Source organism: Nocardioides sp. Z22_16 (assembly GCF_058134365.1).
Genome location: NZ_JBYTTI010000003.1, coordinates 551626 through 574373, shown reverse-complemented (window position 1 = coordinate 574373; position 22748 = coordinate 551626). Strand labels below are relative to the sequence as shown.

Here is a 22748-nt window from a genome sequence, read left to right as displayed (position 1 = left end):
GGGGACCGTGGGGTGCGCGGGGGTGAGGTCAGGCCTCGCCCTGCTCCAGCTCGGAAGCCACGCGACGGTGGGCCTCCCAGATGGCCTCGGGCATCCGGTCGAACTGCTTGAGGTGCTCCTCGCGGTAGCCCATCTCCTGCTTCCAGCGAGCCACGTCGATGGTCAGGATCCGCTCGAGGTCCTCGGCCGGCAGGTCCATGCCCTCGAGGTTGAGCTCCTCCTCGGTGGGGATGATGCCGACCGGGGTCCGGTTGCCCTTGACCTCGCCGTTCTTGAGCTGCAGCAGCCACAGCAGCGGGCGCAGGTTGTCGCGGTATCCGGGCCACAGGAAGTGGCCGTCCTCGGGGTCGCGCTGGAACCAGTTGACGTGGGCGAAGATCGGCTGCTCCTTGGCCGCCCCCACCACGTCGAGGTAGTGCTGGGCGTAGTCCCCCTCGCCGTAGGCCATGAAGGGCCGGTTGGACATCGGGTCGTAGCGGAGCACGCCCTCCTTGCCCTCAGCGGCGGCGGTCGCCTCGGCACCCAGGGTGAGGCCGTCGTAGACGCCCTCGGCGAGGTCGTGGATCGCCCGGATCAGCGGCTCGCGGTCGCGGGTGCGGCCACCGAAGATGATCGCGTCGATCGGCACGCCGGCGGGGGCGTTGTAGTCCTTCGCGATGTTGGGGACGTTGTCCAGCGTGGTGGTGAACCGGCTGTTGGGGTGCGCCCACGGGTCGTTCTTCTCGGCCTCGGAGCGCTCCGCGATCGGGTGGCCCTTCCAGTCGAGCCACCCGTCGACGTCAGCCGGCGGCTCCGCCGTGCGGCCCTCCCACCAGACCTCCTGGGTCGTGGGGTTGTAGGCGACGTTGGTGAAGATCGTCCGGGTGCCCTCGCCGAGCGACTTGAGCGCGATCGGGTTGGTCTTCTCGTTGGTGTCCTTGGCGACACCGAAGACGCCGTACTCCGGGTTCATGCCCATCAGGCGGCCGGTCTTCTCGTCGACCCACAGCCACGCGATGTCGTCGCCGTAGAAGGAGACGTGGAAGCGGTCGCCGAGGGCGTCGGGGGCCAGCATCATCGCGAGGTTGGTCTTGCCCGAGGCGCTCGGGAAGCCGCCGCAGATGTGGTAGTCCTTGCCGGTCTCCTTGTCGTGGATCCCGATGAGCATGTACTGCTCGGCGAGGAACTTCTTGCTGGCCCAGCCGTCGTAGGCACCCTGGCGCAGGCCGTGGGCGATCTTGCCCAGCAGCGCGTTGCCGCCGTACGACGAGCCGAAGTGCAGGATGGTCCGCTCGTCACCGACGGTGACGAAGTAGCGCATGTCGTCCGGGGTGCCCTGGCCGAGGTTCTCCAGGTCACCGGTCACGTGGACGGCGCGGACGAAGCTGTTCTGGTCCTCGAGCTCGTTGACGTGCTCGACCCCGACCCGCGCCATCCGGATCATGTGGAGCACGACGGTCCGGGTGTCGGTCAGCTCGACGCCGGCCGCCCAGGGGGCGAGCTCGTTGCCGGGGGGCGACATCAGGTAGGGGACGACGTACATCGTCTTGCCCGCGGAGGCGCCGCGCATGCGGTCCTCCAGCAGGGGCTTCATCTCCGAGGCCGGGCGCCAGTTGTTGTAGACGCCCTTGTCCTTGGGATCGTTGGTGGCCACGATCGTGCGCTCCTCGGAGCGCGCCGTGTCCTTGTAGTAGCTGCGCGAGTAGTAACGGTCCTTGCCCGCAGGCAGGAGCTCGCCGGCCTCCAGGGCCTCGGCGACGAGCCGCTCGTCGTCCGCCTGGTTGACGACCTCGATGCGCTCTGCGCCCGTGAGCTCTGCGTAGTACTTCACGTAGTCACGGACGTGCGGGTTCGTCAGCCCGGCTGCGTCCAGGGCTGCCTCAAAGTCTGCCATCGTGCCTTGCTCCCTACCTGTGGAAGTGCTGGTGCCCGAACACCTTCGTCCGGGTCGTGGTGGAGACCATACTTGAAGACTTCTTCAAGTCATGTAGTCTGCACGATCGGTGAGACTACCCCCGGAGGAGGTGAGGGCATCATGGCAGTACCTCTCTACGAGGCCAAAGCCGACCTCTTCCGCACCCTGGGCCACCCGACCCGGGTGCGGGTCCTGGAGCTCCTGGTGGAGCGGCCGATGCCGGTCAAGGACCTCCTCGCCGACATCGGGATCGAGGCCTCCAACCTCTCCCAGCAGCTCTCGGTGCTCCGCCGCGCCGGCCTGGTGACCTCCTCGCGCCAGGGAGCGACCGTGACGTACGCCGTCGCGAGCCCACAGCTGGCCGACCTACTGGCCGCGGGCCGGCAGATCCTCGCCTCCGTGTGGAGCGACACCGAGGGACTGCTCAACGAGCTGCGCGAGAGCTCCTGATTTCGCCCACCCGCACCCCATCGGCTACTCTCTTCGAGTCCGTGCCACGTGCAAGGACGGGCGCCTGTAGCTCAACGGATAGAGCATCTGACTACGGATCAGAAGGTTTGGGGTTCGAATCCCTACAGGCGCGCAGATCACCTGCACCGCACCACCTGGGCAGGCACGTCGAAGGGTCGCTCCCCATCCGGGGAGCGGCCCTTCTCCGTCTCGCGGGGTGGGGGGATCAGTGGTCGCGGCCGTCGGTCTCGAGCAGGCGGAGCCAGATCTCGCTGAGGGTCGGGTACGCCGGTACGGCGTGCCAGAGCCGCTCGAGCGGGATCTCGGCGGTGACGGCGATCGTGGCCGCGTGCAACAGCTCGGCGACGTCGGGGCCGACCGCGGTGAAGCCGACCAGGACGTTTCGCTCGGCGTCGATGACCATCCGGGCCTGGCCGCGGTAGCCGTCCGCGTGCAGCGAGGCGCCGGCGACGGCCCCCAGGTCGTAGTCGGCGACCCGTACCTCGATGCCGGCCGCTGCCGCGGTCTCGGCGGACAGGCCGACGGCCGCGACCTCGGGATCGGTGAAGACCACCTGCGTGACAGCACGTTCGTCCGCGGTGACCGCGTGCCGTCCCCAGGCGCTCAGGTCGGGACGGTCGCCGCGCGCCCGTGCGGCGATGGCGTCGCCCAGGGCACGCGCCTGGTACTTGCCGTGGTGGGTCAGCAGCGCCCGCGCGTTGACGTCGCCCGCGGCGTACAGCCATCCGCCGTCGACCGGCATTCCAGCCTCGTCAACGACAGCGAGGGACTCGTCGACGGCGAGCCAGCCGCCCGCGGCAAGGCCGAGGTGGTCGAGGCCGAGGTCCTTGGTGTTGGGCGTGCGTCCGGTCGCGACCAGGACCTCGTCGGCCGTGACGACCCCGCCGTCGCCCATGGTGAGGTGCACAGCGCCCGCGGCGTCACGACGGGCCGCGGTGGCCTCGGCCTCCAGGTGAAGGGTGACTCCAGCGGCCTCGAGAGCCGTCGCCACGTGCTCGCCGGCGAACGTCTCGACGCCCGGGAGCATCCGGGTCTGGGATATCACCGTCACCCGAGAGCCGAGCGCGCTGAACGCGGTGGCCATCTCCGAGCCGACGACACCACCCCCGATGATCGCCAGCCGCTCCGGCACCGTCCGGACGGCAGCGGCGTCCCGGCTGGTCCACGGCTTCACCTCGGCCAGACCTGGTATCGGGGGCACCTGGGCCGAGGTGCCTGTGGCGATCACGACCGCGTGTCGCGCCGCGAGCTCGGTGATCGTGCCGTCGGCGTGGGTCACCGTGACGCTGCGGCTGCCGGTGATGCGCCCGTTGCCGCGGACCAGCGTGATCCCCGCCCCTTCGAGCCAGCCGACCTGACCGGCGTCGTTCCAGTCCGAGGCGAACCGGTCGCGGCGACGCAGTACGGCGTCGACGTCCAGCTCGCCACTGACGGCCCGACCGGCGGCGGGGAGCGCTCGGGCGGCACGGAGGGCGGCGGCGTCGCGCAGCAGCGCCTTGGTGGGCATGCAGGCCCAGTAGGAGCACTCCCCGCCGACGAGCTCGCGCTCGACGACAGCTGCGGTCAGGCCGCCTTGCACCACCCGGTCGGCGACGTTCTCGCCGACCGGGCCGGCGCCGATGACGACCACGTCGTACGTCTCGGGGGCCCCTGCCGCACCGGTGTCGGAACCCGGAGTCGTGGCGGTCATCGCTCAACGCTCGCGTTGCTGCGGTGCAGCCGGAACGCGGAGACCGCGAAGAAGATGCCGCCGAGGGTCGCGTATCCGGCGAGACTGGCCAGCGAGGCGTTGCCGTTCGAGGCCATGGCGACGAAGCTGCCGCCGGCGAGGACCGAGAGCCCGCCGCTGAGGATCATCGGCCATTGACCGCCGAGGCCGCGGCGCTGGACCGCGACGATCAGCTGCACGACGCCGGCGGCAATCGCCCAGGCGCCCCACACCCGCAGGACGTCGGGGATCCCAGAACCGATCGCGAGGCCCAGCCCGATGGCGGTGGCCAGGCTCAGGGCCATGTTCACGAGGAGCGGGACCCGCTGTCGCGTGGCGCCCGACGAGCGGAGGTCGTAGACGGCGGCGCCGAGGTCGACGAGCGGATAGAGGACGAGGAGCGTGACGGTGAACGGGTTCAGCTCGGACGCGCTGGTGGCGAGCAGGCCTGCCCAGGCGATCGCGAACGCGAACCGGGCGGCGTAGAGGTTGCGCAACGCCGACGTGCTGGCGGCGGGCGTGGGCCGGGCGGTGACTGCCTCGGTCTCGGTGTGATGGGACATCGCATTCTCTTCTCTCGGGGTGAATGAGGTGGATAGACCGATCGGTCTCTTTCAGAGTGTGGCACGACGTCGCGGATGTCAAGACCGACCGTTCTATCTGTTAACGTCGGGTCCCTACGAACGAGAAGGAAGGCTGATGTCCGAGGCGCGCGCACGACTGCTCAGCACGGCGAGCCGGCTGTTCTACGCCGAGGGGCTGCACTCCGTCGGCATCGACCGGATCATTGCCACAGCGGGGGTGACCCGGGCGACGCTCTACCGGCACTTCCCCAGCAAGGACGACCTCCTCGTCGCCTACCTGACGCAGAGCGACGAGATGCTTCGCTCACGTGTTGACGCCGTGCGAGAGTCGGGCGAGACGACCGAGGACGTGATCCGGGCCGTGGCCGCAGCGATCGCCGAGGACATCCAACGGCCGGGTTTCCGCGGCTGCGCGTTCCTCAACGCAGCGGCCGAGTACCCGGACCCCGCCCACCCGGTGCACCGCGCGGTGATCGAGCACCGCGACTGGTTCCTGGCCACGGTCGAAGAGCTGTTCGCCGAGACCGGCAAGCCTGACGCGGAGCCTGCCGCCCGCCACTTCGTCATGCTGCGCGACGGAGCCATGGCCGCCGGCTGCCTCGCCGACCCCCAGGTCGTCTGCGAGACCTTCCTGCGCGGCGTCGAGGGGCTGCTCGTCTACCGCAGTCGAGACGATCTGGAAGAAGCTCTACGGCAGCAGGCATAGCTGTCAACCTCGATCGCATCGAGTGATGCGCCGCCTCGAGGCCGGGAGGCGGCCCCTCGCGAGACTCCCCGCGAGGGCGACCCGGAGCGCATAGAGTGCCCCGGGTGATCTCCGCCGCTGCCGTCGTTCGGTCGATGCGCCCCAAGCAGTGGATCAAGAACCTCCTGGTCATCGCGGCCCCGCTGGCCGCCGGGGACATCGCCGAGCCGGGAGTGCTCGCCGCCACCGCGTTCGCGTTCGTCGCCTTCTGCGGTGCCTCCTCCGCGGTCTACCTGGTCAACGACTGCGCCGACGTCGAGGCCGACCGGCTGCACCCCCGGAAGCAGAACAGGCCGATCGCCGCGGGCGAGCTGTCGGTGCGCGCCGCGCTACTGGTCGCCGTCCTCCTGGTGGTCGCCAGCCTGGCGGTGGCGTCGTTGGCGGGCTGGCAGCTGGTCGTGCTGCTCGCCGCCTACCTGGTCCTCATGAGCTCCTACTCGCTCTGGCTCAAGCACGAGCCGGTCGTCGACCTGGCGCTGGTCGCCGGCGGCTTCCTGATGCGTGCCGTCGCCGGCGGGCTCGCCGCCGACCTCCTCATCTCCGACTGGTTCCTGCTGGTGGCGGGCTTCGGGTCGCTCTTCGTGGTGGCCGGCAAGCGCTACTCCGAGCTGCACACCCTGGGCTCGGAGGCGGGCACCCGGCGGTCGCTGGTGCGCTACACCGACACCTACCTGCGCTTCGTGTGGTGCATCGCCGCGGCGGTCACCATCGCCTCGTACTGCCTGTGGGCGTTCGAGAACGCAGCGCCGAGCGGGATCCCCTGGCACTCGCTCTCCATCGTCCCCTTCGTGCTCGGCCTGCTGCGCTACGCCGTCGACATCGACGCCGGCCAGGCCGCCGAGCCGGAGGACATCGTGTGGGGCGACCGCCTGCTCCAGGCCGTCGGTGTGGTCTGGGCCCTGGTGCTGGTGGTGGGAGTGCTCAGTGCCTGACCTCTCGGTGCCTGACCTCTCCGTGCCTGACCTCTCGTCGCTGCACGGGTGGGGGCGCACCTCGCCCAGCGTCGGGCGGCTCGTCACCGTCAGCGAGGCGGCCGTACCGGAGGTGGTGGGCGCCGCCGGACCGCGCGGCGTGATCGCGCGCGGCCTGGGCCGCTCCTACGGGGACGCCGCCCAGAACGGCGGCGGCGGCGTCCTCGCTCCGCTGCAGCCGTCGATCGGCGAGCTCGCCGCGGACGGGACGGTCGAGGTCTCGGCCGGCACCAGCCTGCACGAGCTGATGCGCGCCCTGCTGCCCCAGGGGCGCTTCCTGCCGGTCACCCCGGGGACCCGCTACGTCACGGTGGGCGGCGCGATCGCCTGCGACGTCCACGGCAAGAGCCACCACGTGGTGGGCAGCTTCGGCAACCACGTGGTCTCCCTCGACCTCGTCCTGGCCGACGGCAGCACCGTCACGGTGGGCCCGGAGAACGACCGCGATCTCTTCTGGGGGACGGTCGGCGGGATGGGCCTGACCGGGGTGATCACCCGCGCCACCCTGCGCACCATCCCGGTCGAGACCGGGTGGGCCAGCGTCACCACCCGCCGGCTGCCCGGCCTGGAGCCGGTGATGACGGCGATGGCCGAGGCGGACGACCGGTACACCTACTCGGTCGCCTGGATCGACACGCTCGCCCTCGGCCGCTCCCTGGGGCGCTCGGTGCTCACCCTGGGCGAGCACGCGCGGCGCGAGGAGCTCACGGGGCGGAGCACGGCCCAGCCACTGCCGCTGCCGGGCGACCCGCGGATCGCGGTGCCGCTCACCCCGCCGGTCAACCTCGTCTCCCTCCCCGCCGTCCGGGCCTTCAACGAGGCCTGGTACCGGAAGGCGCCGCGCCACCGCAGCGGTGAGATCCAGTCGCTGGGGCAGTTCTTCCACCCCCTCGACGGGGTCGCCGGCTGGAACCGCGCCTACGGTCCGCACGGCTTCGTGCAGTACCAGTTCGTCGTCCCGGACGGCGCGGAGGAGGCACTGGCCCGGATCCTGGAGCGGATCGCCGCGAACCGGCTGCCGTGCTTCCTGGCCGTGCTCAAGCGCTTCGGTCCGGGGAACCCGGGCCTGCTCTCCTTCCCGACCGCCGGCTGGACCCTCGCCTACGACGTGCCGGCCCGGCCCGAGCTGGCGCCGCTGCTGCGGAGCCTCGACGCGGCGGTGGTGGCGGCCGGGGGGCGGGTCTACCTCGCGAAGGACTCGCGGCTGCGACCCGAGGCCCTCGCCGCGATGTACCCGCGTCTCCCCGAGCTCCGCGCGCTGCGCGACCGGGTCGACCCCTCCCGCACCTTCCAGTCCGACCTGTCCCGCCGTCTCGACCTCTGACAAGGACCCCCATGCTCGACGCCCTCGGCCAGCCCCAGACCCTCCTCCTCCTCGGCGGCACCAGCGAGATCGCGCTGGCCACCGCGCGCCGGTGGGCGAGCACGGGGAAGCCGCTCGTCGTCCTGGCGGCCCGCCCGGGCGAGCGCCGCGACGCCGCCGTCGCCGAGCTCGGCGCCCTCGGCCTGACGGTGCAGGCCGTCGACTTCGAGGCCGAGGCCACCGACACCCATCCCGCGCTCATCGAGTCGATCGCCCGGGAGCACGACATCGACGTGGCCCTCGTGGCCTTCGGCGTCCTGGGCGACGAGGAGACCGCCTGGCAGGACCACGCGTCGGCGGTCGAGCACGCGACGGTCAACTACGTCGCCGCGGTGAGCGTCGGTGTCTGCCTCGCCTCGGTGGTCCGACGGCAGGGGCACGGCGTGATCGTGGCGCTGTCGTCGGTGGCGGGCGAGCGGGTACGCCGGTCGAACTTCGTCTACGGCTCCTCCAAGGCAGGGATGGACGGCTTCTACCTCGGCCTCGGGGAGGCGCTGCGCGGCACCGGCGGGCGCGTGCTCGTGGTGCGTCCCGGCTTCGTGCACACCAAGATGACCAAGGGGCGGCCGGCGGCTCCGCTGTCGGTGGACCCCGACGACGTCGCGAAGGCCATCACCAAGGCGGTCGCCGGCGGCGACGACCTGATCTGGGTGCCCGGCCCCCTGCGCGGCGTGATGTCGGGCCTGCGGCACGTGCCGAGGCCGCTCTTCCGTCGTCTGCCCCTCTGAGGGCGGCCGCCGGGTCCCGCTAGCGGCCGGGCTCGGGGGTGCCGACGAGCACCCGGGAGACGCAGACCCCGGCGCCGCCGTCGCCCGAGAGCTTGATCTTCTCGTAGGGCCCGACGCTCTCGAAGAAGAGGGTGTGCTCGCCGGCCGGCAGCTCGAGGTCGTGCGTGGACTCCCCGGCGGTGACCTTCACCTCTGCCGCGCGACTGGAGCGGTAGTCGAGCTGGACCCACCAGGCACCGATCAGCGGACCGTCGAGCGGGATGCGCGTGTTGCCGCGCTCCGCCAGCTGGTAGCCGCAGCCGTCGGCCGGCTCCGAACGCCGCGTCGGGTCGAGCCGGACCTCCTTGGCGTGCCCCTCCTCGTCGAACATGAAGAGGTCGTCGACGGTGCTGGTCGGGAAGGAGAGCTCGTCCGCGTACGGCCTGAGCACGTAGCGGTGGGTGTTCTCCGGGAAGTTGAAGCCCCACATCATCGCCTGCGGCAGACCGCCGTTGACCAGCGGAAGGGGCTCGTCGTGCGCGGCCATCGCGGCGCGGAGATTGGCGAAGTACCCCTTGGCGGGGTTCCGTTCCTGCCACACCTCGACGTAGCGCACGCTGGAGACCAGGGAGACCGCCACGACGGCGATCGTGGCGGCGCCGATCAGCCGTCTCCTCTCGTAGGTCCGGGGCACGCCCTCGCGCGGGGTGTTGACCTCCACGGCGCCGAGAAGCGGGAGGAAGGCCAGGCCGAGGGAGAGGACGGCCACGGCGGAGAGCTCGGTCTGGTAGCGGTACTCCCGGGCGATGTCGGCACCGACCAGCCAGGCGCGAGCGGTGGAGAGCAGCGCCAGGTTGGCCAGCACGGTGACCCCGAGGATCGACCACGCCCGGCGGCTGATCGTGCGCGAGTGATCGGCGTAGAGCACCACGGCCGCCACCACCACGCACCCGACGACCACCATCTCCAGGGAGGGGTCGGCGATGGACCCGGCGCCGATGGACAGCCAGCTGAGCGGGCCGCCGACCAGCGCCGGCACCATCGTGACGAGCACGTAGTTGGCGAGCACGTCGCCCCACGGCACCTTCGACCCGTCGTCGGTCGCGCCGCTGAAGCCCCACCGCAGGTAGATGTCGGAGTAGGCGGCGGCCAGCACCACGTGGGCGATGAGCCCGGCGCGATAGGTCGACCAGAGCTGGCCGAGCCGCTGGCGGATCGTCCCGGTGGCGAACCACCCCAGCGCCACGAGGCCGTAGACCGGGAAGAGGAGCAGCGCCTTCTCGTAGAAGGCCAGGCCGAAGACGGTCCACGCCAGCGCCGCCACGAGATGGCGCAGCCGACGTGTCCGCAGGTAGGCCAGGTGGGAGGTGAGGCCGAAGGTGAGCGCGATCTGCATCGGGAGCTGGTTGATGCCGGCGGCGAACCAGACGCCCGCAGGGAGGGTGAAGACCCAGGAGAGGTAGAGGGCGAGCAGCACCAGGACCATCGGCCGGCGCCCGAACATGGAGATCAGCAGCCGGAACATGCCGATGGCCGCTCCCGCGTGCAGCAGCAGCAGGGTGGCCGCCCAGGCCCACCACTCGAAGGTCGCGTACTTGGTGAGCAGGCCCGAGACCGCGAACCCGGCCGGCATCAGGTGGCCCGAGTAGGACTCGGTCAGGTAGGCCACGTCGAAGGGCCGGTTGAGGGCCCGGGAGATGAAGGCCAGGTCGTCGGTGTGGTACCACGCGTCCCACAGCGCCCAGCCCCGGAAGACCAGGTGACCCACCACGAGGGCGGCCCCTGCGACGAGGAAGAGATCGATCCGGCGGCGTCCTGGCACGCCCCGGAGTGTCGCACAGGTCCTCCCCATCGGACCGGCGTCTCGCACGTCTATCCCCGCGATGCGGTACGCGCACCTGACGGGATCGGCCGCCGGGGCGGTGCCGGGCGTAGTACTACTGAGGCATGACGACAGGACCGGGTGGCCCAGGGACGTCGACCACGGTGCACCTGGTGCGTCACGGCGAGGTCGACAACCCCGACGGCATCCTCTACGGCCGGCTCGAGGGGTTCGGCCTCTCCCTGCGGGGTGAGGCGATGGCCCAGCGGGTGGCCGCGGTCCTCACCGGGCGCGACATCGTCCACCTCGTCACCTCCCCGCTGCTGCGCGCCCGGCAGACCGCCGAGGCGCTCACCGCTCACCTGGGCCTCGAGGCGACGACCGACGAGCGGATGACGGAGTCAGCGAGCCGCCTCGAGGGTCGGCGACTCGAGGGGGGCCACGGGGTGCTGCGCACCCCCTCGGCCTGGCGTCACCTGTGGAACCCGGTCAGGCCGTCGTGGGGCGAGCCCTACGCCGAGGTGGCCGACCGGATGCTCGCGGCCGTCGCGGCCGCCCGAGACGCCGCCGAGGGGCACGAGGCGGTGCTCGTCTCCCACCAGCTGCCCATCTGGATCGCCCGCCGGCGCCTGGAGGGCCGGGGTCTGCTGCACGACCCGCGCCGTCGCGAGTGCACGCTGTGCTCGGTGACCTCCGTCCGGTTCGAGGACGACCGGCCGGTGAGCGTGGCCTACTCCGAGCCGGCGGCCGAGATGCTGCCCTCCAAGGGCCGGCGCGGCCGGGACTCCTCGGCCGCGCGGGCCGCACGCTCGGCGCGCCGCGCGGGGAGGTAGAGCGGGGCGGCCACGGCCAGCACGAGCGCCCCGACCGTCATCGCGACCGCCACCGAGGTGCCGTCGGCCAGGGCCGTCAGCAGGATCATCCCCAGCGCCGCCGCGGGCTGGGCGACCATCGAGTTGAGCGACAGCACGGTGGCACGCACCTCGCTGGTCGCCCGGCCGTGCAGCAGGGTCAGGTGCGCGGCGTTGGAGAGCCCGTGGACGGCGTAGCAGGCCAGGTAGGCGGTGAGGAGTCCGATCACCCCCGCGACCAGGCCCAGGGCGGCGACGGTGAGCCCCTGGAGCACCCGCATCACGGCCGCGGTGGTGGCCACCCCGAGACGCCGGGTCAGCCACGGCGTCAGCGCCGCTCCCGCCGCGGAGGCGAGCCACGCCCCGGTGGTGGCCGGCCCGAGGATGGCGGCGGCCGCCTCCTGGTCGTCCAGCACGTCCGCGAGGCGGACCGGCACCAGGGACTCGAAGGTGACCATCCCGAAGCCCCAGAAGAGCTCCACCGCGATGAGCGCGAGCAGCACCCGGTCGGCCCGGACCAGGCCGAAGCCGGCTCGGACCGTGGCCGGCGTGGCGAGCAGCGACCGGCCCAGGCCGGCCCGCGGGGCACCGTCCGGCCCGGCGGCGGGCTCCGTCATCAGCAGGGCGGTGGCCACCAGGGCGAGCGCTTGGAGGCCCACGGCCACCGCGACCGGGAAGGTCAGGGCGCCCAGGCCGGGCACCGGGTCCCAGGCCACCAGGAGGCCGCTGCCCGCCGACCCCACAGCGATCGCCAGGGCGAGCACCGCCCCCTGGGCGGCGATGCCGCGCTCCACCGAGGTGTGCGGGTCCAGGGCGCGGGCGGTGTCGACGTACCACGCCTCCAGCGGCCCGCTGTCGAGCGCGCGGTAGACGCCCTGGAGCACGAAGCAGAGCGCGAAGGCGGCCGGCGACGAGGCGGTGAGCAGCACGCAGAGGGAGACCAGCGAGACGCCCTGGGCCACGAGCAGGACCCGTCGGCGGCCGACCGTGTCGGCGAGCCCGCCGGTGGGCAGCTCCAGCGCCAGGACCACCAGTCCCTGCAGGGCGGCGACCCGGCCGAACTCGGCAAGACTCAGGCCGCGGTCCAGCGGGAGCAGCACCAGGACGGGGATCAGCAGGCCGGTGGGCAGCCAGCGCAGCGCGGTGAGCAGCAGGAACCGCCGGCGCGCCGCGCGCTCGTCGTCCATCGCCGCCAGCCGGGGAGTCACAGCGGCAGCTCGTCGCGGAACGGCACCAGGTGCTGCAGCCACATCACCCGCGCGGTCGAGGCGTCCTCGGGGACCGGCGCCGCGCGGTAGCGCTGCACCACCTCCCAGATCTCCGCGGTCATCTCCCGTGCCTGCGACGGGGTCAGCTCGAGCACGTCGTCGCTGCTCCCCGCGGCCTCCACCCAGGCCGGGTCCCACTCCGCCTCCTCGTCGAGCCAGCTCTCGAGCAGGCCCAGCTGCCAGTGGTAGAGGCTGCGCCGCAGCGACTGGGTGGCCCGGTACGCCGGGGCGTTGCCCAGGAAGTCGGCCGTCGACCAGCTGGTCACCTCGTGGGTGGGACGCCACCACCGCTCGCGGCGGCTCGCCCGACCCGGGTCCTCCTCGACCAGTCCGGCGTCGGCGAGCTTGCGCAGGTGATAGCTGGTCAGCCCGCTCGACTCCCCCAGCTTGGCCGCCAGGCCGCTCGCCGTCGCCGGGCCGTCGACCCGCAGCATCCCGAGCAGACGGCTCCGCAGCGGGTGCGCCAGCGTCTCCAGCGCGACGGCATCCAGGACGACGGTCTCGCGGGGCTGCCGCTCCTCGGAGGTGCTCATGCCGCCATGCTGCCAATTGCAAAGAGTATTTGCAAACGATCCTTGCAATCCCGGAAGAAGCATCCTTGCAATCCCGGAAGAAGCACAGGGCTACGGTGTGAGGAGGACGCAGGCGATCGTCCTGCGGCGCCGTCCCTAGGCACGAGGAGGCAGCCATGAGCACCCAGCCCGTCCTGGTGGGAGTCACCGGTCCCGAGGAGAACACCGAGGCCCTGCGCTTCGCTCTCGGGGAGGCCGGCCGACTGGGCGCCGGACTCACCCTCGTGCATGCGGTCGTGCCCACGCCCCCGCCACCGCCCGGCACCGTGCTCGTCACCTACGAGGACTCCTGGGGCGAGCTGGGCAAGGCGCTCGTCGCCGAGGTGGCGGACGAGGCGGCCGGTCTCGCCGGCGAGCTCGGCGTCGACGTCCCCGTCTCCACCGCCATCGGCTACGGCGCACCCGGCGCCCTGCTCAGCGACCTGAGCCGCGACGCCAGCCGGGTGGTGCTGCAGCACCAGCGTGTCCACCGCCTGGTGCGGCTGGTGACCGGCTCGACCAGCGCGCGGGTGGCGGCCCACGCGCACTGCCCGGTCGTCTCGGTGCCGGCCGGAGGCCAGGAGGAGGGCGACCGGTCCGACCTGGTCCTGGTCGGGGTGCACGAGGACGGCGGACCACGCGAGGTGGTGCAGGCGGCACTCGCGGAGGCGTCCTTGCACGGGTGGTCCACCCGCCTGGTGCACGCCTGGCACGCCCCGGGCCCGTACGACGACCTGCTGGCCAAGGACGGCCAGTGGCAGAAGGCGGCCCAGGAGTCGGTCAGCAAGGCGGCGGCCGCTCACGTGGCCCCGGCCGGATCGGCCGCGCCCGAGGTCGAGGTGGTCCACGACTGGCCGGCGGACGCGCTCGTGGAGCGGTCCAGCAGCGCGCGGATGGTCGTGATCGGTCGCCACGGGCGCGGGGGCCCGATCTCGCCGCGCCTCGGCTCCCGCGCTCGCGCCGTGCTGGCCAACGCCCACTGCCCGGTGATGGTCGTCCCGCTGACGGAGAAGCCAGCAGGCTGAGCCTGAGCGGGCGGCTATGGCTCCTCCACCTTCGTCGACGGCGCCTCGCCCCGGCGCATGACGCCCCACCGCTCGACCCGACCCGCGGCCGCCGCGAGGGCCCGGCTCCCGGTCGCCAACGGCGCCCGCAGGGACGCCGGCCCCCGGCGGGTCCCCGCCTCGGCCAGGTCACGGCCCCGGTCGAGCACCGAGAGCGGCAGCGCCGACAGCACGTTGCCCGGGGGGCGCCGCGAGACGACCGGGTGCGGCCGGGTCGGGGCGATCCGGCGGGTCGCCTCCCAGGCCACGCCGAGCCGGCGGAGCCGGGCCGGGGTCAGCCTCTCCTGCAGCCTGGGCAGCAGCTCGTCCTCCTCGTCACGGACGTCCTCGCGCAGCACCGCCGCGAGGCGATCCAGCAGCGCCTCGCGCTCGGTGCCGGCGGCGCCGTCCTCGAGCCGGCTGACCAGCTCGTTGACCTCCTGGTGCTCCTCCTCGACCTGACGCGTCAGCTGCTCGCCGTCGGGCAGCACCCGGCGGATCACCGGCCAGAGCACGGCCTCCTCCGCGAACGCGTGCGGGAAGACCAGACGGTAGATCCGTTGCAGGACCTCGTCCTGCGCGGGCCCGGGCGTCCGCGGCAGCCGTCCGAGCAGCTCGTCAAGCAGCACGTGGTCGCGCTTCTGCCGGGTCAGGACACTCCAGGGGCCGCCGAGCCGGGCCTCGTCCTGCAGGGACAGTGAGGTCATCTCCGCTCCTCTCCTCGTCGGTGTGGGCGTGGGGATGGGTGGGGACCGCGGGGGTGATCCGGTGCCGGACCACTTCCCGCAGTGCCAGCAGGGCGGTCACCGCGAGCGCGGTCAGGAGTCCTTCCGTACCCCCGGCGACGGCGATCAGTACCGCGGCGGCCAGGTGGAGGCGGGTGGTGTGGGTCAGGGGCATCTCATTCACCTCGGTGGGTCGTGGGCGTCGTCAGCCGAGCAGCAGCAGCGCACTGCCGACGACCAGGGCGGGGACGGTGGTGATGACGGTCGCCAGGAGGGCCGACCGTCGTTGCAGGGCCAGCAGCGGGATCAGCGCGTCCCCGTCCTGGCTGACGGTGTTGGCGACCAGGGTGGAGAGCGGCATCCCGCCGGTGAGGAAGATGCCGGCGAAGACGATCTGCACTGCGCACCCGGGGACGAGCCCCACCAGCGCCCCCACGACGACCCCGGCCACGCCGAGCAGGGGCAGCTGGGACCCGTCGAAGCCGGTGACGGTGGAGAGGAGCGCCCAGGCGACGTACGCGACCGTCACCCAGATGGTCACGAAGGCGACCTCCCGGCCCCCCTGCCGCAGGACCTGCGCCATCGACGACGGGTTGGCGGACTCCGCGTCGTCGTCGGCGACCACGCAGCCGTCGCGCACGAAGGCCACCAGGCAGAGCGCCGTGCCGACCGCCCCCAGCGCCAGGTAGGGATCGGTCCCGCCCAGCAGGGACTCCCCGACCGCCGCGGGGTCCAGCAGCTGGAAGGTCACCGGCATGCTGACCAGGAGCCCGGCTGCCAGCAGCAGCCACAGGGCGCTGGGGAGCACGCCCAGCTGGTGCCAGGTGGCGACCGGGAGGGTGCCGGTGCCGCTCCCCTCGGCGCGGTGCAGCACCGCCACCGGCACGGTCCCGGAACTCCCGGTGCCGGGGCGCGACGCCCGAGGCGCACCGCCACCGGCCGTGGACGGGGACGGGGACGGCGCGCCACCCCGCGGCAGGCCGGACGCACGGCGGAGGGGATCGACCCCGACCAGGTCGACGACGTACCCGGTCACCACACCGGTGAGCACCAGCAGCACCTTCAGCTGCAGGGTGAGCAGCGGCTCAGCGGCGAGCAGCACCCAGGTGGCGTCCCCCATGGTGGCCACCAGCGCGGCGACGGCGGCGCCGTAGCTCACCGCCCCCCGGGCGTAGACCGCCATCACGACGATGGCGCCCCCGCACCCGGGAGGGACGGTGAGCAGCGCCGCCACCACGGGTCCCCAGCCGCGGTGACGCTCCAGCACCGAGTCGAACCTCTCACCCCAGCGGTAGCGTGCCCAGCCGAAGGGCACGGCGAGCAGGGCGACGAAGACACCGACCTGCATGAAGGCGTCGGCCATCGGCCGGATCACGAGCTCGAGCATGGCGAGACCCCTCGTCCGCGGACCGGGTCACTCCCCGGTCAGCTTCTCCTTGGCCTTGTGCATGAGGTTCTCCGCCCCCTGCTTCAGCGAGCCGGCCGCGTTGCCCGGGGTGCCGGGGCCCATGCTGCCGTCGTAGGTGGCGAAGAGCAGCGGGTCCGGCGCCGGGACCTGGTTGATGTCATCGGCCAGCGGCACGCCCTCGGTGAAGATCAGCTCCTTGTCGCCGACGAGGGTGGTGCCCTGGGCCCAGCGGCCCTCGCCGGCGCGGCTGCCCTCGGTGAACGAGTAGAACGTGCGGCCCGGCTCGTCGTCCTCCACCTCCTTGAGGGAGTCCTCCAGCCCGTCGGTGAAGCCGTCCTCGATGAGCTGCTCGATCCCCAGCAGCCACTGCTGCTGGTGGTAGGTGTCGCGCGCCAGGTTGAACTGGAGCGTCTCCTTGACCCCCGGGTCGTCCGTCATCTGGTAGACGCGCGCCGTCTGCAACCGGCTCTGGGCCTCGGCCGCCACGTTGCTGCGGAAGTCGGCCAGCAGGTTGCCGCTCGCGACGATGTAGCCGCCGTTCCACGGCACCCCCTGGCTGTTGGTCGGCATGGCGGCGCCACCCGTGACGATCGCGTGCTGCACGTTCTGCCCGCCGAGCACCGCGGCCAGCGCCGGGTTGGCGGCGGCGGCCTGCGCCTGGGTCTCCGACGGTGCGCCCTCGAGGAGCCGGGCCATCATCGTCACCAGCATCTCGACGTGGCCGATCTCCTCGGTGCCGATGTCGAGGATCATGTCCTTGTACTTGCCGGGGATGCGGCAGTTCCAGCCCTGCCAGAGGTACTGCATCATCACCGTCATCTCGCCGAACTGACCGCCCACGAGCTCTTGGAGCTTCGCGGCGAAGAGCGCATCGGGGCGCTCGGGCTTGACCTGGTTCTGGAGCTGCTTGGTGTGCCGGTACATGTCGAGCCTCTCGGTCGTGGGAGCGCCTCTCGCTCCCCGACCAGCACGCTCCCGGACGGCCGCCTCCCGGGGGTGTGGCCCGGCGTGGACGCGACCGTTGCCGTGCCGCCTCCGACGCGTGGCGGCGGGTCGCCCCCACCGGTCCGGTCGGGCATGGGCCCCGCCGACACGGGGTACGTCGTCTGGCACGGAGGCTCCAGACCAGGGGACTCCCCGCGCACGTCTTCCGCGAGGCAGCCATGGCCCCCTTCGCACCCGTTCTCCGGCTCTCCCTCCTCGGTGGCTTCGAGCTCGACTTCGACGACGAACCGGTGCGGCTCTCCGCACCGGCGCAGCGGCTGCTGGCACACCTGGCCATCAGCTGCCGGCACCACCGGGCACGGCGCACCCCCCTGGCCGAGCGCCTGTGGCCGGAGACCCCCGGCGCCCAGGCCGCCTCCAACCTGCGCTCGGTGCTGTGGCGGCTGCCACGTCCCCGCGGCCGGCAGCTGGTGCGCAGCGAGGCCTCGACCGTCTCCCTCTCTCCCGACCTCGAGGTCGACCTGTGGCAGGGCGAAGGGCTCACGGTCGCACTCCTGGCGCAGGACCCACCGCACCACCCGACGACCGCGCAGCTGGCCATCCTCGCCGAGGACCTGCTCCCCGACTGGTACGACGAGTGGCTGGTGGTGGAGCGGGAGAGCTACCGGCAGCGGCGGCTGCACGCCCTCGAGCGCTACTCCGGACGGCTGCGCGAGCAGGGCCGCTTCGTCGACGCCCTGTGGGCCGGGCTGGCGGCGGTGCAGTCCGAGCCGCTCCGGGAGAGCGCCCACCGTCGGGTGATCGAGGTGCACCTGGCCGAGGGGAACCAGGCGGAGGCGCTGCGCCAGTTCGACGGATACCGCCGCCTGCTCGCCGACGAGCTGGGACTGCCGCCGTCGCCGGCGATCAGGGACCTGGTGGCGCCCCTGCTGGGTCGCCCGGTCGACCGGCGGGCCCCGCGCCGGACCGCCTGAGGCGGCTCAGCCCAGCTCGACCGGCGCCGCCGGCAGGGCACGCTTGTGGGCGGTCCGGGCGTAGGCGGACTCGATGACGCGCCGCGCCTCCTCGGAGACCTCGCCGCCCGTCAGGTAGGTGTCGATCTCGGCGTAGGTCACGCCGTACGCCGTCTCGTCGGGGAGCGCGGGGCGGTCCTCCTCCAGGTCGGCGGTGGGCACCTTCTGGACCAGCTGGTCAGGGGCGCCGAGGTGACTGCCGATCGCCTTCACCTGACCCTTGGTGAGGCCGGCCAGCGGGGTGACGTCGGCTGCCCCGTCGCCGTACTTGGTGAAGAAGCCCATCACCGCCTCCGCGGCATGGTCGGTGCCGATCACCAGCGCACCCAGCCGGCCGGCCACGGCGTACTGGGCCGTCATCCGCAGCCGGGCCTTGATGTTGCCCTTCACGAAGTCGGCCAGTCCGCGGTCGGGGTAGCCGCCGCTCGGGGTGGTGGCGGCGTGCAACGGCTCCACGGCCGGCTTGATGTCGACGGTCAGCACCTCGTGCGGCGCGATGAAGTCCAGGGCGGCGCGGGCGTCGTCCTCGTCGGCCTGCGTGCCGTGCGGCAGGCGCATCGCGGTGAAGTGCCCGCCCGCCCGCTCGCAGGCCAGCTGGGCCAGCCTGCCGGCGACCGTGGAGTCGACGCCCCCCGAGATGCCGAGCACGTAGCCCGAGGCGCGGGCGCCGGTCAGGTAGTCGGCGAGGAAGGCGATCCGCCGCTCGGCCTCGGCCGCCGGGTCGAGCTCCGGGACCACCCCCAGGGCCTCGGCGACCTCCTGCTGCCTGGAGCCGTGCGTCATCTGGTCCTCCCGGTGGTCGCGGTGCGCGGGTCCTGTTCCCGACCCGGCGCGGTTCATGCTGCCCTGGAAGTTTGGCCGCCCGGCGGGCGGGTACGACCGGGGCGCCGCCGAGGCAGTTTCTCGGCGCGCGCCGAGACCGGGACATCAGCCCCGGGACATCAGCAGAGAGGCACCACCCGTGGTCCACCGCATCGCCGACACCGTCCCCGTGCTCCCGTGGCGGCTCCGCCGAGCGGCCGCGAGCCTGATCCTGGGTCGGCCGTGACCGCGCTGCCGGAGATCGCCGCGCGCGCCACCGAGCTGCTGCGGCTGCACACCGACCCGCGGCTGCTCACCGTGGTCAACGTCTGGGACGTGATCTCCGCGAAGGTCGTGGCCGGGACGGAGGGGACCGTCGCGCTGGCCACCGCGAGCCACTCGATCGCCGCCTCCCGCGGCTACGAGGACGGCGAGCGGATCCCGGTCGACGAGATGCTCGGTGAGGTCGCGCGGATCGTGGAGGCGACCACGCTCCCGGTGAGCGCCGACCTGGAGGCCGGGTACGGCGACGCGGGCGACACCGTGCGCCGGGCCATCGGCGTCGGCGTGGTCGGCGCCAACATCGAGGACCAGATGAAGCCCCTCGACGAAGCGGTCCGGGTGGTCGAGCAGGTCATGGAGGCCGCCCGCGCCGAGGGGGTACCCGACTTCGTCCTCAACGCCCGCACCGACGCCTTCGTGCTCGGCAAGGACCGCGACCGCAGCGAGGTGCTGGCCGACGCGGTGGAGCGTGGCCGCGCCTACCTGGAGGCCGGCGCCCCGGTGGTCTTCGTGCCGGGCGTCCTCGACGAGCGGGAGGTCGCGACCCTGGTCGAGGCGTTCGGCCCGCAGCGCCTGACCCTGATCGGCCTCCCCGGAGTGCCGCCGCTGGGTCGGCTGGAAGAGCTCGGCGTGGCTCGGGTCTCCTACGGCCCGATGTCGCAGCGGGTGGCCCTGACCGCCCTGCAGGAGCTGGTCGAGGACGTGCACGCCGGCGGCGGGGTGCCCGACTCGATGCGCCCGCTCAACTAGGCGGTCGTGCTGCCGGGGAGCCGGCCCGCCCGGAGCGGCAGGGACTCCTGCGAGCTCCGCGAAAAGGGCACCCACCGCGTCGCCGGCTCTCCATACTCGTCGGGTGAGCTACTCCGCCGACTACCGGCGCCCGCTGCCCCCGGAGGTACCGGAGTTCGCCCGGGCACGTGCCGACGGTCTGCTGCCCGACGTCCCGGCGCAGCCACCCGTGCCGAGCGGCGACCTGCCGCGCAACGCACTGGTGCAGGCGCTGGCTCTCTTCGTCGGCGGGATCATCCTGCTGTTCTGTCTCCCGGACGCCTTCGCCTCTCCCCCCGGCTCCTACCTGAGCGGGGCGCTGGCCGCAGCACTGCTGGTGGTCTCCGTCCGTCGGCTGGCCAGGTTCCTACGCCTCGCGGCGCTCGAGTCGACCCGCGGCTACACCACCTGCGGCATCCAGTCCGGCGCACCCGACTGGGCCTCGCTCAAGCGGTTCCGGACCGTCCGCGAGGGACCCGACTGGGACTGGTCCGGCACCTGGCACCTCAGCGCCGCCGGTCGAGTCCTCCGTGCCCCGGACCGCGACGTGCTCCCGCCCGGCTGGTACCCGTCCCCGGGACGGCAGGGCGGCTTCGAGTTCTGGACGGGCGACTCCTGGTCGTGCCTCTTCCGGACGCCGGAGCAGGTGCGCGCGCTCAGGCCTGCCGAGTGATCCGGTCCACCACGTGCTCGGCGATCGCCAGGCTCGAGGTCGCCGCCGGTGACGGCGCGTTGCGGACGGTGGTCACGCCGTCCTCGTGGCCGATCCTGAAGTCCTCGACCAGGGAGCCGTCCCGGTCCACCGCCTGGGCGCGGACGCCCGCGCCGGCCCGCACCACGTCGTCGGGCCCGATCTGCGGCACGTACCGGCTGGCGACGCGCATGTAGGCACGGACCGAGAGGCTGCCCCGCAGCTCCTTGGCCCCGGTCCGCCAGTGCTGGGCGGCGAGCCGCCAGGCGCCGGGCCAGGACGCCATGTCGCGCAGGTCGGCCAGGTCGACGTCACCACGGCGGTAGCCCTCGCGGGCCAGGCCCAGCACCGCGTTGGGCCCGACCTCGAGTCCCCCGCCCACCCGGCGGGTGAAGTGGACGCCGAGGAAGGGGTAGCGGGGATCGGGCACCGGGTAGACCATGCCGCGGACGAGGTCGCGCTTCGGGCCCTTCACGGACATGTACTCGCCGCGGAAGGGGACGATGCGCGGGCCGTCCTCGCCGTCGGCCAGGCGGGAGACCCGGTCGGCGTGCAGGCCGGCGCAGACCACGAGCCGGTCGAAGACGTGTGGCTCCCGGTCGGTGGCCACCTCGACCCCGCCGACGCGGCGGCGGATGCCGGTCACCGTGGTGGAGAGGAGCACCTGGCCCCCGTCCGCGACGACGTCCTGGCCGAACGCCTCGGCCACCGCGACGTAGTCGGTGATCGCGGTCGCCGGCGAGTGCAGGGCCACCAGACCGGCGGCGTGCGGCTCCACGTCGGTGAGGTCCGCGCCCTGCACCCGGCGCAGGCCGGGTACGCCGTTCTCCGTGGCGGTGCGCTCCAGAGCGTCGAGCCGGCCCAGCTCGGAGTGGTCGACGGCGACCACGAGCTTGCCGCACTCCTCGTAGGGGAGGCCCCGCTCGGCGACGTACTCACGCAGCAGCAGCCTGCCCCGGGTGCAGAGCTCGGCCTTGAGGCTGCCCGGCCGGTAGTAGATGCCGGCGTGCACCACCCCGGAGTTGTGCCCGGTCTGGTGCGCGCCCAGCCGGTCCTCCTTCTCCAGCACCGTCACGCGCGCGGCCGGGAAGCGGCGGGTCAGCTCGCGGGCGATCGCCAGGCCCACGATGCCGCCGCCGACCACGCCGATCGTCTGTTGCGCCATGACGCAGATCCCACCATCGCTCGTGCGCTGATGACAATTCCGGTCCACGGCCGACATCCGAGGAGTCCCGGACCTTCTCACCGGCCCGGCCGGCGGCCTACCGTCGAGCATGACCACCCCCCGCGCTCCGCTCACGGCCCTGATGACGGCGCTGCTGGTCGTCCTGCTCCCGTCGCCGGGCCCGGCCGCCGCCTCTCGGACGCCTCTGCGACCGCCTGTGCTCGCCCTCGACTACGACGCTCTCGGCGACTCCTACGGCTCGGGGTACGGCGTGCCGCCCTACACCGCGACGTGCGGGCGCTCGGACTCCTCCTACGCCGGCCTGCTCGACGGCCTGCGGTGGTGGTGGTTCCGGTTCGCGCTCGACGACTTCGTGGCGTGCGCCGGGGCGACGACGACCAGCCTGGTCGACGGCGCCCCCGGCGGGGTCGAGCCGAGCCAGCTCGAGGCCCTCGACCTGCGCACCCGACTGGTCACCCTGAGCATCGGCGGCAACGACATCGGCTGGAGCGCGGCTGTCCGGGACTGCCTGCTCGGCACCGACGAGGCGTGCGCCGCCACGCAGGACGTGATCCGGACCCGGATCAGCGACGAGCTCCCCGCGCTGCTGGACGGCGTCTACCGCAAGGTGCGCCGCCGGGCGCCGCTCTCGGTGGTCGTGGTGACCGGCTACCCGCGGCTCTTCTCCCCGGAGGCGGGCGACTACCTCCGCGCCTCGCCCGCCGAGCAGCAGCAGCTCAACGAGGGCGCGGACCTGCTCAACGCGAGGATCCGCACAGCCGCTCGGCGGCACGGGTTCGTCTTCGTCGACGTGACCGGGCGCTTCCTCGGGCACGGGGCCAACGCAGCCGATCCGTGGATCCTCGGACTCACCGACCCTGGCGCCTTCCACCCGAACGCGGCCGGCTACTCGGCGTACGCCGACGCGGTGGCCGAGGAGCTCCACACGCGGCGCTGACACGACCGGGGTCG

General features: G+C 72.9%; 22 protein-coding genes and 1 tRNA gene. 12 read left to right on the top strand and 11 right to left on the bottom strand.

Translation table 11 applies throughout. The annotated features are described in order from the left end of the window. Positions 1–28: 28 nt before the first annotated feature. Positions 29–1873 carry a phosphoenolpyruvate carboxykinase (GTP) gene (locus tag AC3X7R_RS11145; RefSeq protein WP_489965718.1) on the bottom strand — a complete coding sequence of 615 codons (1845 nt, stop codon included), beginning with the start codon at positions 1871–1873 and terminating at the stop codon, positions 29–31. Between the two features lie 141 nt (positions 1874–2014). Here AC3X7R_RS11145 and AC3X7R_RS11140 point away from each other — a divergent pair, with 141 nt between their 5' ends. Beyond that, positions 2015–2344 (top strand): ArsR/SmtB family transcription factor, encoded by a 330-nt coding sequence (locus tag AC3X7R_RS11140; protein WP_489965717.1) that lies wholly within the window; start codon positions 2015–2017, stop codon positions 2342–2344. 60 nt (positions 2345–2404) lie between these two features. Continuing rightward, a tRNA-Arg gene (locus AC3X7R_RS11135) sits at positions 2405–2477 on the top strand. Between the two features lie 93 nt (positions 2478–2570). Here AC3X7R_RS11135 and AC3X7R_RS11130 read toward each other — a convergent pair. Both AC3X7R_RS11130 and AC3X7R_RS11125 read right to left on the bottom strand, forming a co-directional pair. Continuing rightward, the gene (locus tag AC3X7R_RS11130) at positions 2571–4055 is read right to left on the bottom strand and encodes a dihydrolipoyl dehydrogenase family protein (RefSeq protein ID WP_489965716.1); all 1485 of its coding nucleotides are present in this window, start codon (positions 4053–4055) and stop codon (positions 2571–2573) included. Further along, complete coding sequence (locus AC3X7R_RS11125) at positions 4052–4636, bottom strand: hypothetical protein (protein WP_489965715.1); 585 nt, start codon at positions 4634–4636, stop codon at positions 4052–4054. The genes AC3X7R_RS11130 and AC3X7R_RS11125 overlap by 4 nt, the downstream gene beginning before the upstream one ends. 136 nt (positions 4637–4772) lie before the next feature. Between AC3X7R_RS11125 and AC3X7R_RS11120 the strand changes: the two genes are divergently transcribed. The 4 genes from AC3X7R_RS11120 to dprE2 all read left to right on the top strand — a co-directional run bounded on the left by AC3X7R_RS11120 (position 4773) and on the right by dprE2 (position 8464). Further along, on the top strand, positions 4773–5363 hold the full coding sequence (locus AC3X7R_RS11120; RefSeq protein WP_489965714.1) for a TetR/AcrR family transcriptional regulator: 591 nt from the start codon (positions 4773–4775) through the stop codon (positions 5361–5363). Positions 5364–5467: 104 nt separating this feature from the next. Further along, positions 5468–6334, top strand: a complete 867-nt coding sequence (locus AC3X7R_RS11115) for a decaprenyl-phosphate phosphoribosyltransferase (protein ID WP_489965713.1) — start codon at positions 5468–5470, stop codon at positions 6332–6334. Next, the gene (gene dprE1, locus AC3X7R_RS11110; protein WP_489965712.1) at positions 6327–7697 is read left to right on the top strand and encodes a decaprenylphosphoryl-beta-D-ribose oxidase; all 1371 of its coding nucleotides are present in this window, start codon (positions 6327–6329) and stop codon (positions 7695–7697) included. The genes AC3X7R_RS11115 and dprE1 overlap by 8 nt, the downstream gene beginning before the upstream one ends. An 11-nt stretch (positions 7698–7708) precedes the next feature. Further along, entirely contained in the window at positions 7709–8464 is a 756-nt protein-coding gene (gene dprE2, locus AC3X7R_RS11105; RefSeq protein ID WP_489965711.1) for a decaprenylphospho-beta-D-erythro-pentofuranosid-2-ulose 2-reductase, read from the top strand. A 19-nt stretch (positions 8465–8483) separates the two neighbouring features. Here dprE2 and AC3X7R_RS11100 read toward each other — a convergent pair whose 3' ends face one another. After that, entirely contained in the window at positions 8484–10265 is a 1782-nt protein-coding gene (locus AC3X7R_RS11100; protein WP_489965710.1) for a hypothetical protein, read from the bottom strand. 125 nt (positions 10266–10390) lie between these two features. Between AC3X7R_RS11100 and AC3X7R_RS11095 the strand changes: the two genes are divergently transcribed. Next, positions 10391–11098: a histidine phosphatase family protein gene (locus AC3X7R_RS11095; RefSeq protein ID WP_489965709.1), complete on the top strand. Its 708-nt coding sequence runs from the start codon at positions 10391–10393 to the stop codon at positions 11096–11098. Here AC3X7R_RS11095 and AC3X7R_RS11090 read toward each other — a convergent pair. Together AC3X7R_RS11090 and AC3X7R_RS11085 are read right to left on the bottom strand one after the other, a co-directional pair. Continuing rightward, positions 10996–12324: an MFS transporter gene (locus AC3X7R_RS11090; protein WP_489965708.1), complete on the bottom strand. Its 1329-nt coding sequence runs from the start codon at positions 12322–12324 to the stop codon at positions 10996–10998. The genes AC3X7R_RS11095 and AC3X7R_RS11090 overlap by 103 nt on opposite strands. Further along, positions 12321–12917: a helix-turn-helix domain-containing protein gene (locus AC3X7R_RS11085; RefSeq protein ID WP_489965707.1), complete on the bottom strand. Its 597-nt coding sequence runs from the start codon at positions 12915–12917 to the stop codon at positions 12321–12323. Before AC3X7R_RS11085 ends, AC3X7R_RS11090 begins: the two co-directional genes overlap by 4 nt. 155 nt (positions 12918–13072) lie before the next feature. Between AC3X7R_RS11085 and AC3X7R_RS11080 the strand changes: the two genes are divergently transcribed. Beyond that, a complete protein-coding gene (locus AC3X7R_RS11080) occupies positions 13073–13960 on the top strand; it encodes a universal stress protein (RefSeq protein ID WP_489965706.1) in 888 nt (295 codons plus the stop codon). Positions 13961–13974: 14 nt separating this feature from the next. On the opposite strand, the gene AC3X7R_RS11075 is transcribed toward AC3X7R_RS11080, so the two are convergent. From AC3X7R_RS11075 to AC3X7R_RS11065, 3 genes are all read right to left on the bottom strand, one after another. Then, a complete protein-coding gene (locus tag AC3X7R_RS11075) occupies positions 13975–14685 on the bottom strand; it encodes a hemerythrin domain-containing protein (RefSeq protein ID WP_489965705.1) in 711 nt (236 codons plus the stop codon). A gap of 223 nt (positions 14686–14908) precedes the next feature. Then, the gene (locus AC3X7R_RS11070; protein WP_489965704.1) at positions 14909–16090 is read right to left on the bottom strand and encodes a putative manganese transporter; all 1182 of its coding nucleotides are present in this window, start codon (positions 16088–16090) and stop codon (positions 14909–14911) included. 27 nt (positions 16091–16117) lie between these two features. Beyond that, the gene (locus tag AC3X7R_RS11065; protein WP_489965703.1) at positions 16118–17035 is read right to left on the bottom strand and encodes a manganese catalase; all 918 of its coding nucleotides are present in this window, start codon (positions 17033–17035) and stop codon (positions 16118–16120) included. A gap of 239 nt (positions 17036–17274) precedes the next feature. Between AC3X7R_RS11065 and AC3X7R_RS11060 the strand changes: the two genes are divergently transcribed. Further along, complete coding sequence (locus AC3X7R_RS11060; protein WP_489965702.1) at positions 17275–18030, top strand: AfsR/SARP family transcriptional regulator; 756 nt, start codon at positions 17275–17277, stop codon at positions 18028–18030. A gap of 6 nt (positions 18031–18036) precedes the next feature. Here AC3X7R_RS11060 and nadE read toward each other — a convergent pair whose 3' ends face one another. Then, positions 18037–18852 (bottom strand): NAD(+) synthase, encoded by an 816-nt coding sequence (nadE, locus tag AC3X7R_RS11055; RefSeq protein WP_489965701.1) that lies wholly within the window; start codon positions 18850–18852, stop codon positions 18037–18039. Positions 18853–19113: 261 nt separating this feature from the next. Between nadE and AC3X7R_RS11050 the strand changes: the two genes are divergently transcribed. Both AC3X7R_RS11050 and AC3X7R_RS11045 read left to right on the top strand, forming a co-directional pair. Beyond that, complete coding sequence (locus AC3X7R_RS11050; protein ID WP_489965700.1) at positions 19114–19902, top strand: isocitrate lyase/PEP mutase family protein; 789 nt, start codon at positions 19114–19116, stop codon at positions 19900–19902. A 103-nt stretch (positions 19903–20005) separates the two neighbouring features. After that, complete coding sequence (locus tag AC3X7R_RS11045; protein ID WP_489965699.1) at positions 20006–20593, top strand: hypothetical protein; 588 nt, start codon at positions 20006–20008, stop codon at positions 20591–20593. Here the strand turns inward: AC3X7R_RS11045 and lhgO are convergent. Then, positions 20577–21776, bottom strand: a complete 1200-nt coding sequence (lhgO, locus tag AC3X7R_RS11040) for an L-2-hydroxyglutarate oxidase (protein ID WP_489965698.1) — start codon at positions 21774–21776, stop codon at positions 20577–20579. The genes AC3X7R_RS11045 and lhgO overlap by 17 nt on opposite strands. Before the next feature lie 109 nt (positions 21777–21885). Here lhgO and AC3X7R_RS11035 point away from each other — a divergent pair, with 109 nt between their 5' ends. After that, positions 21886–22734 (top strand): SGNH/GDSL hydrolase family protein, encoded by an 849-nt coding sequence (locus AC3X7R_RS11035; RefSeq protein ID WP_489965697.1) that lies wholly within the window; start codon positions 21886–21888, stop codon positions 22732–22734. The last annotated feature ends 14 nt before the right edge of the window (positions 22735–22748 follow it).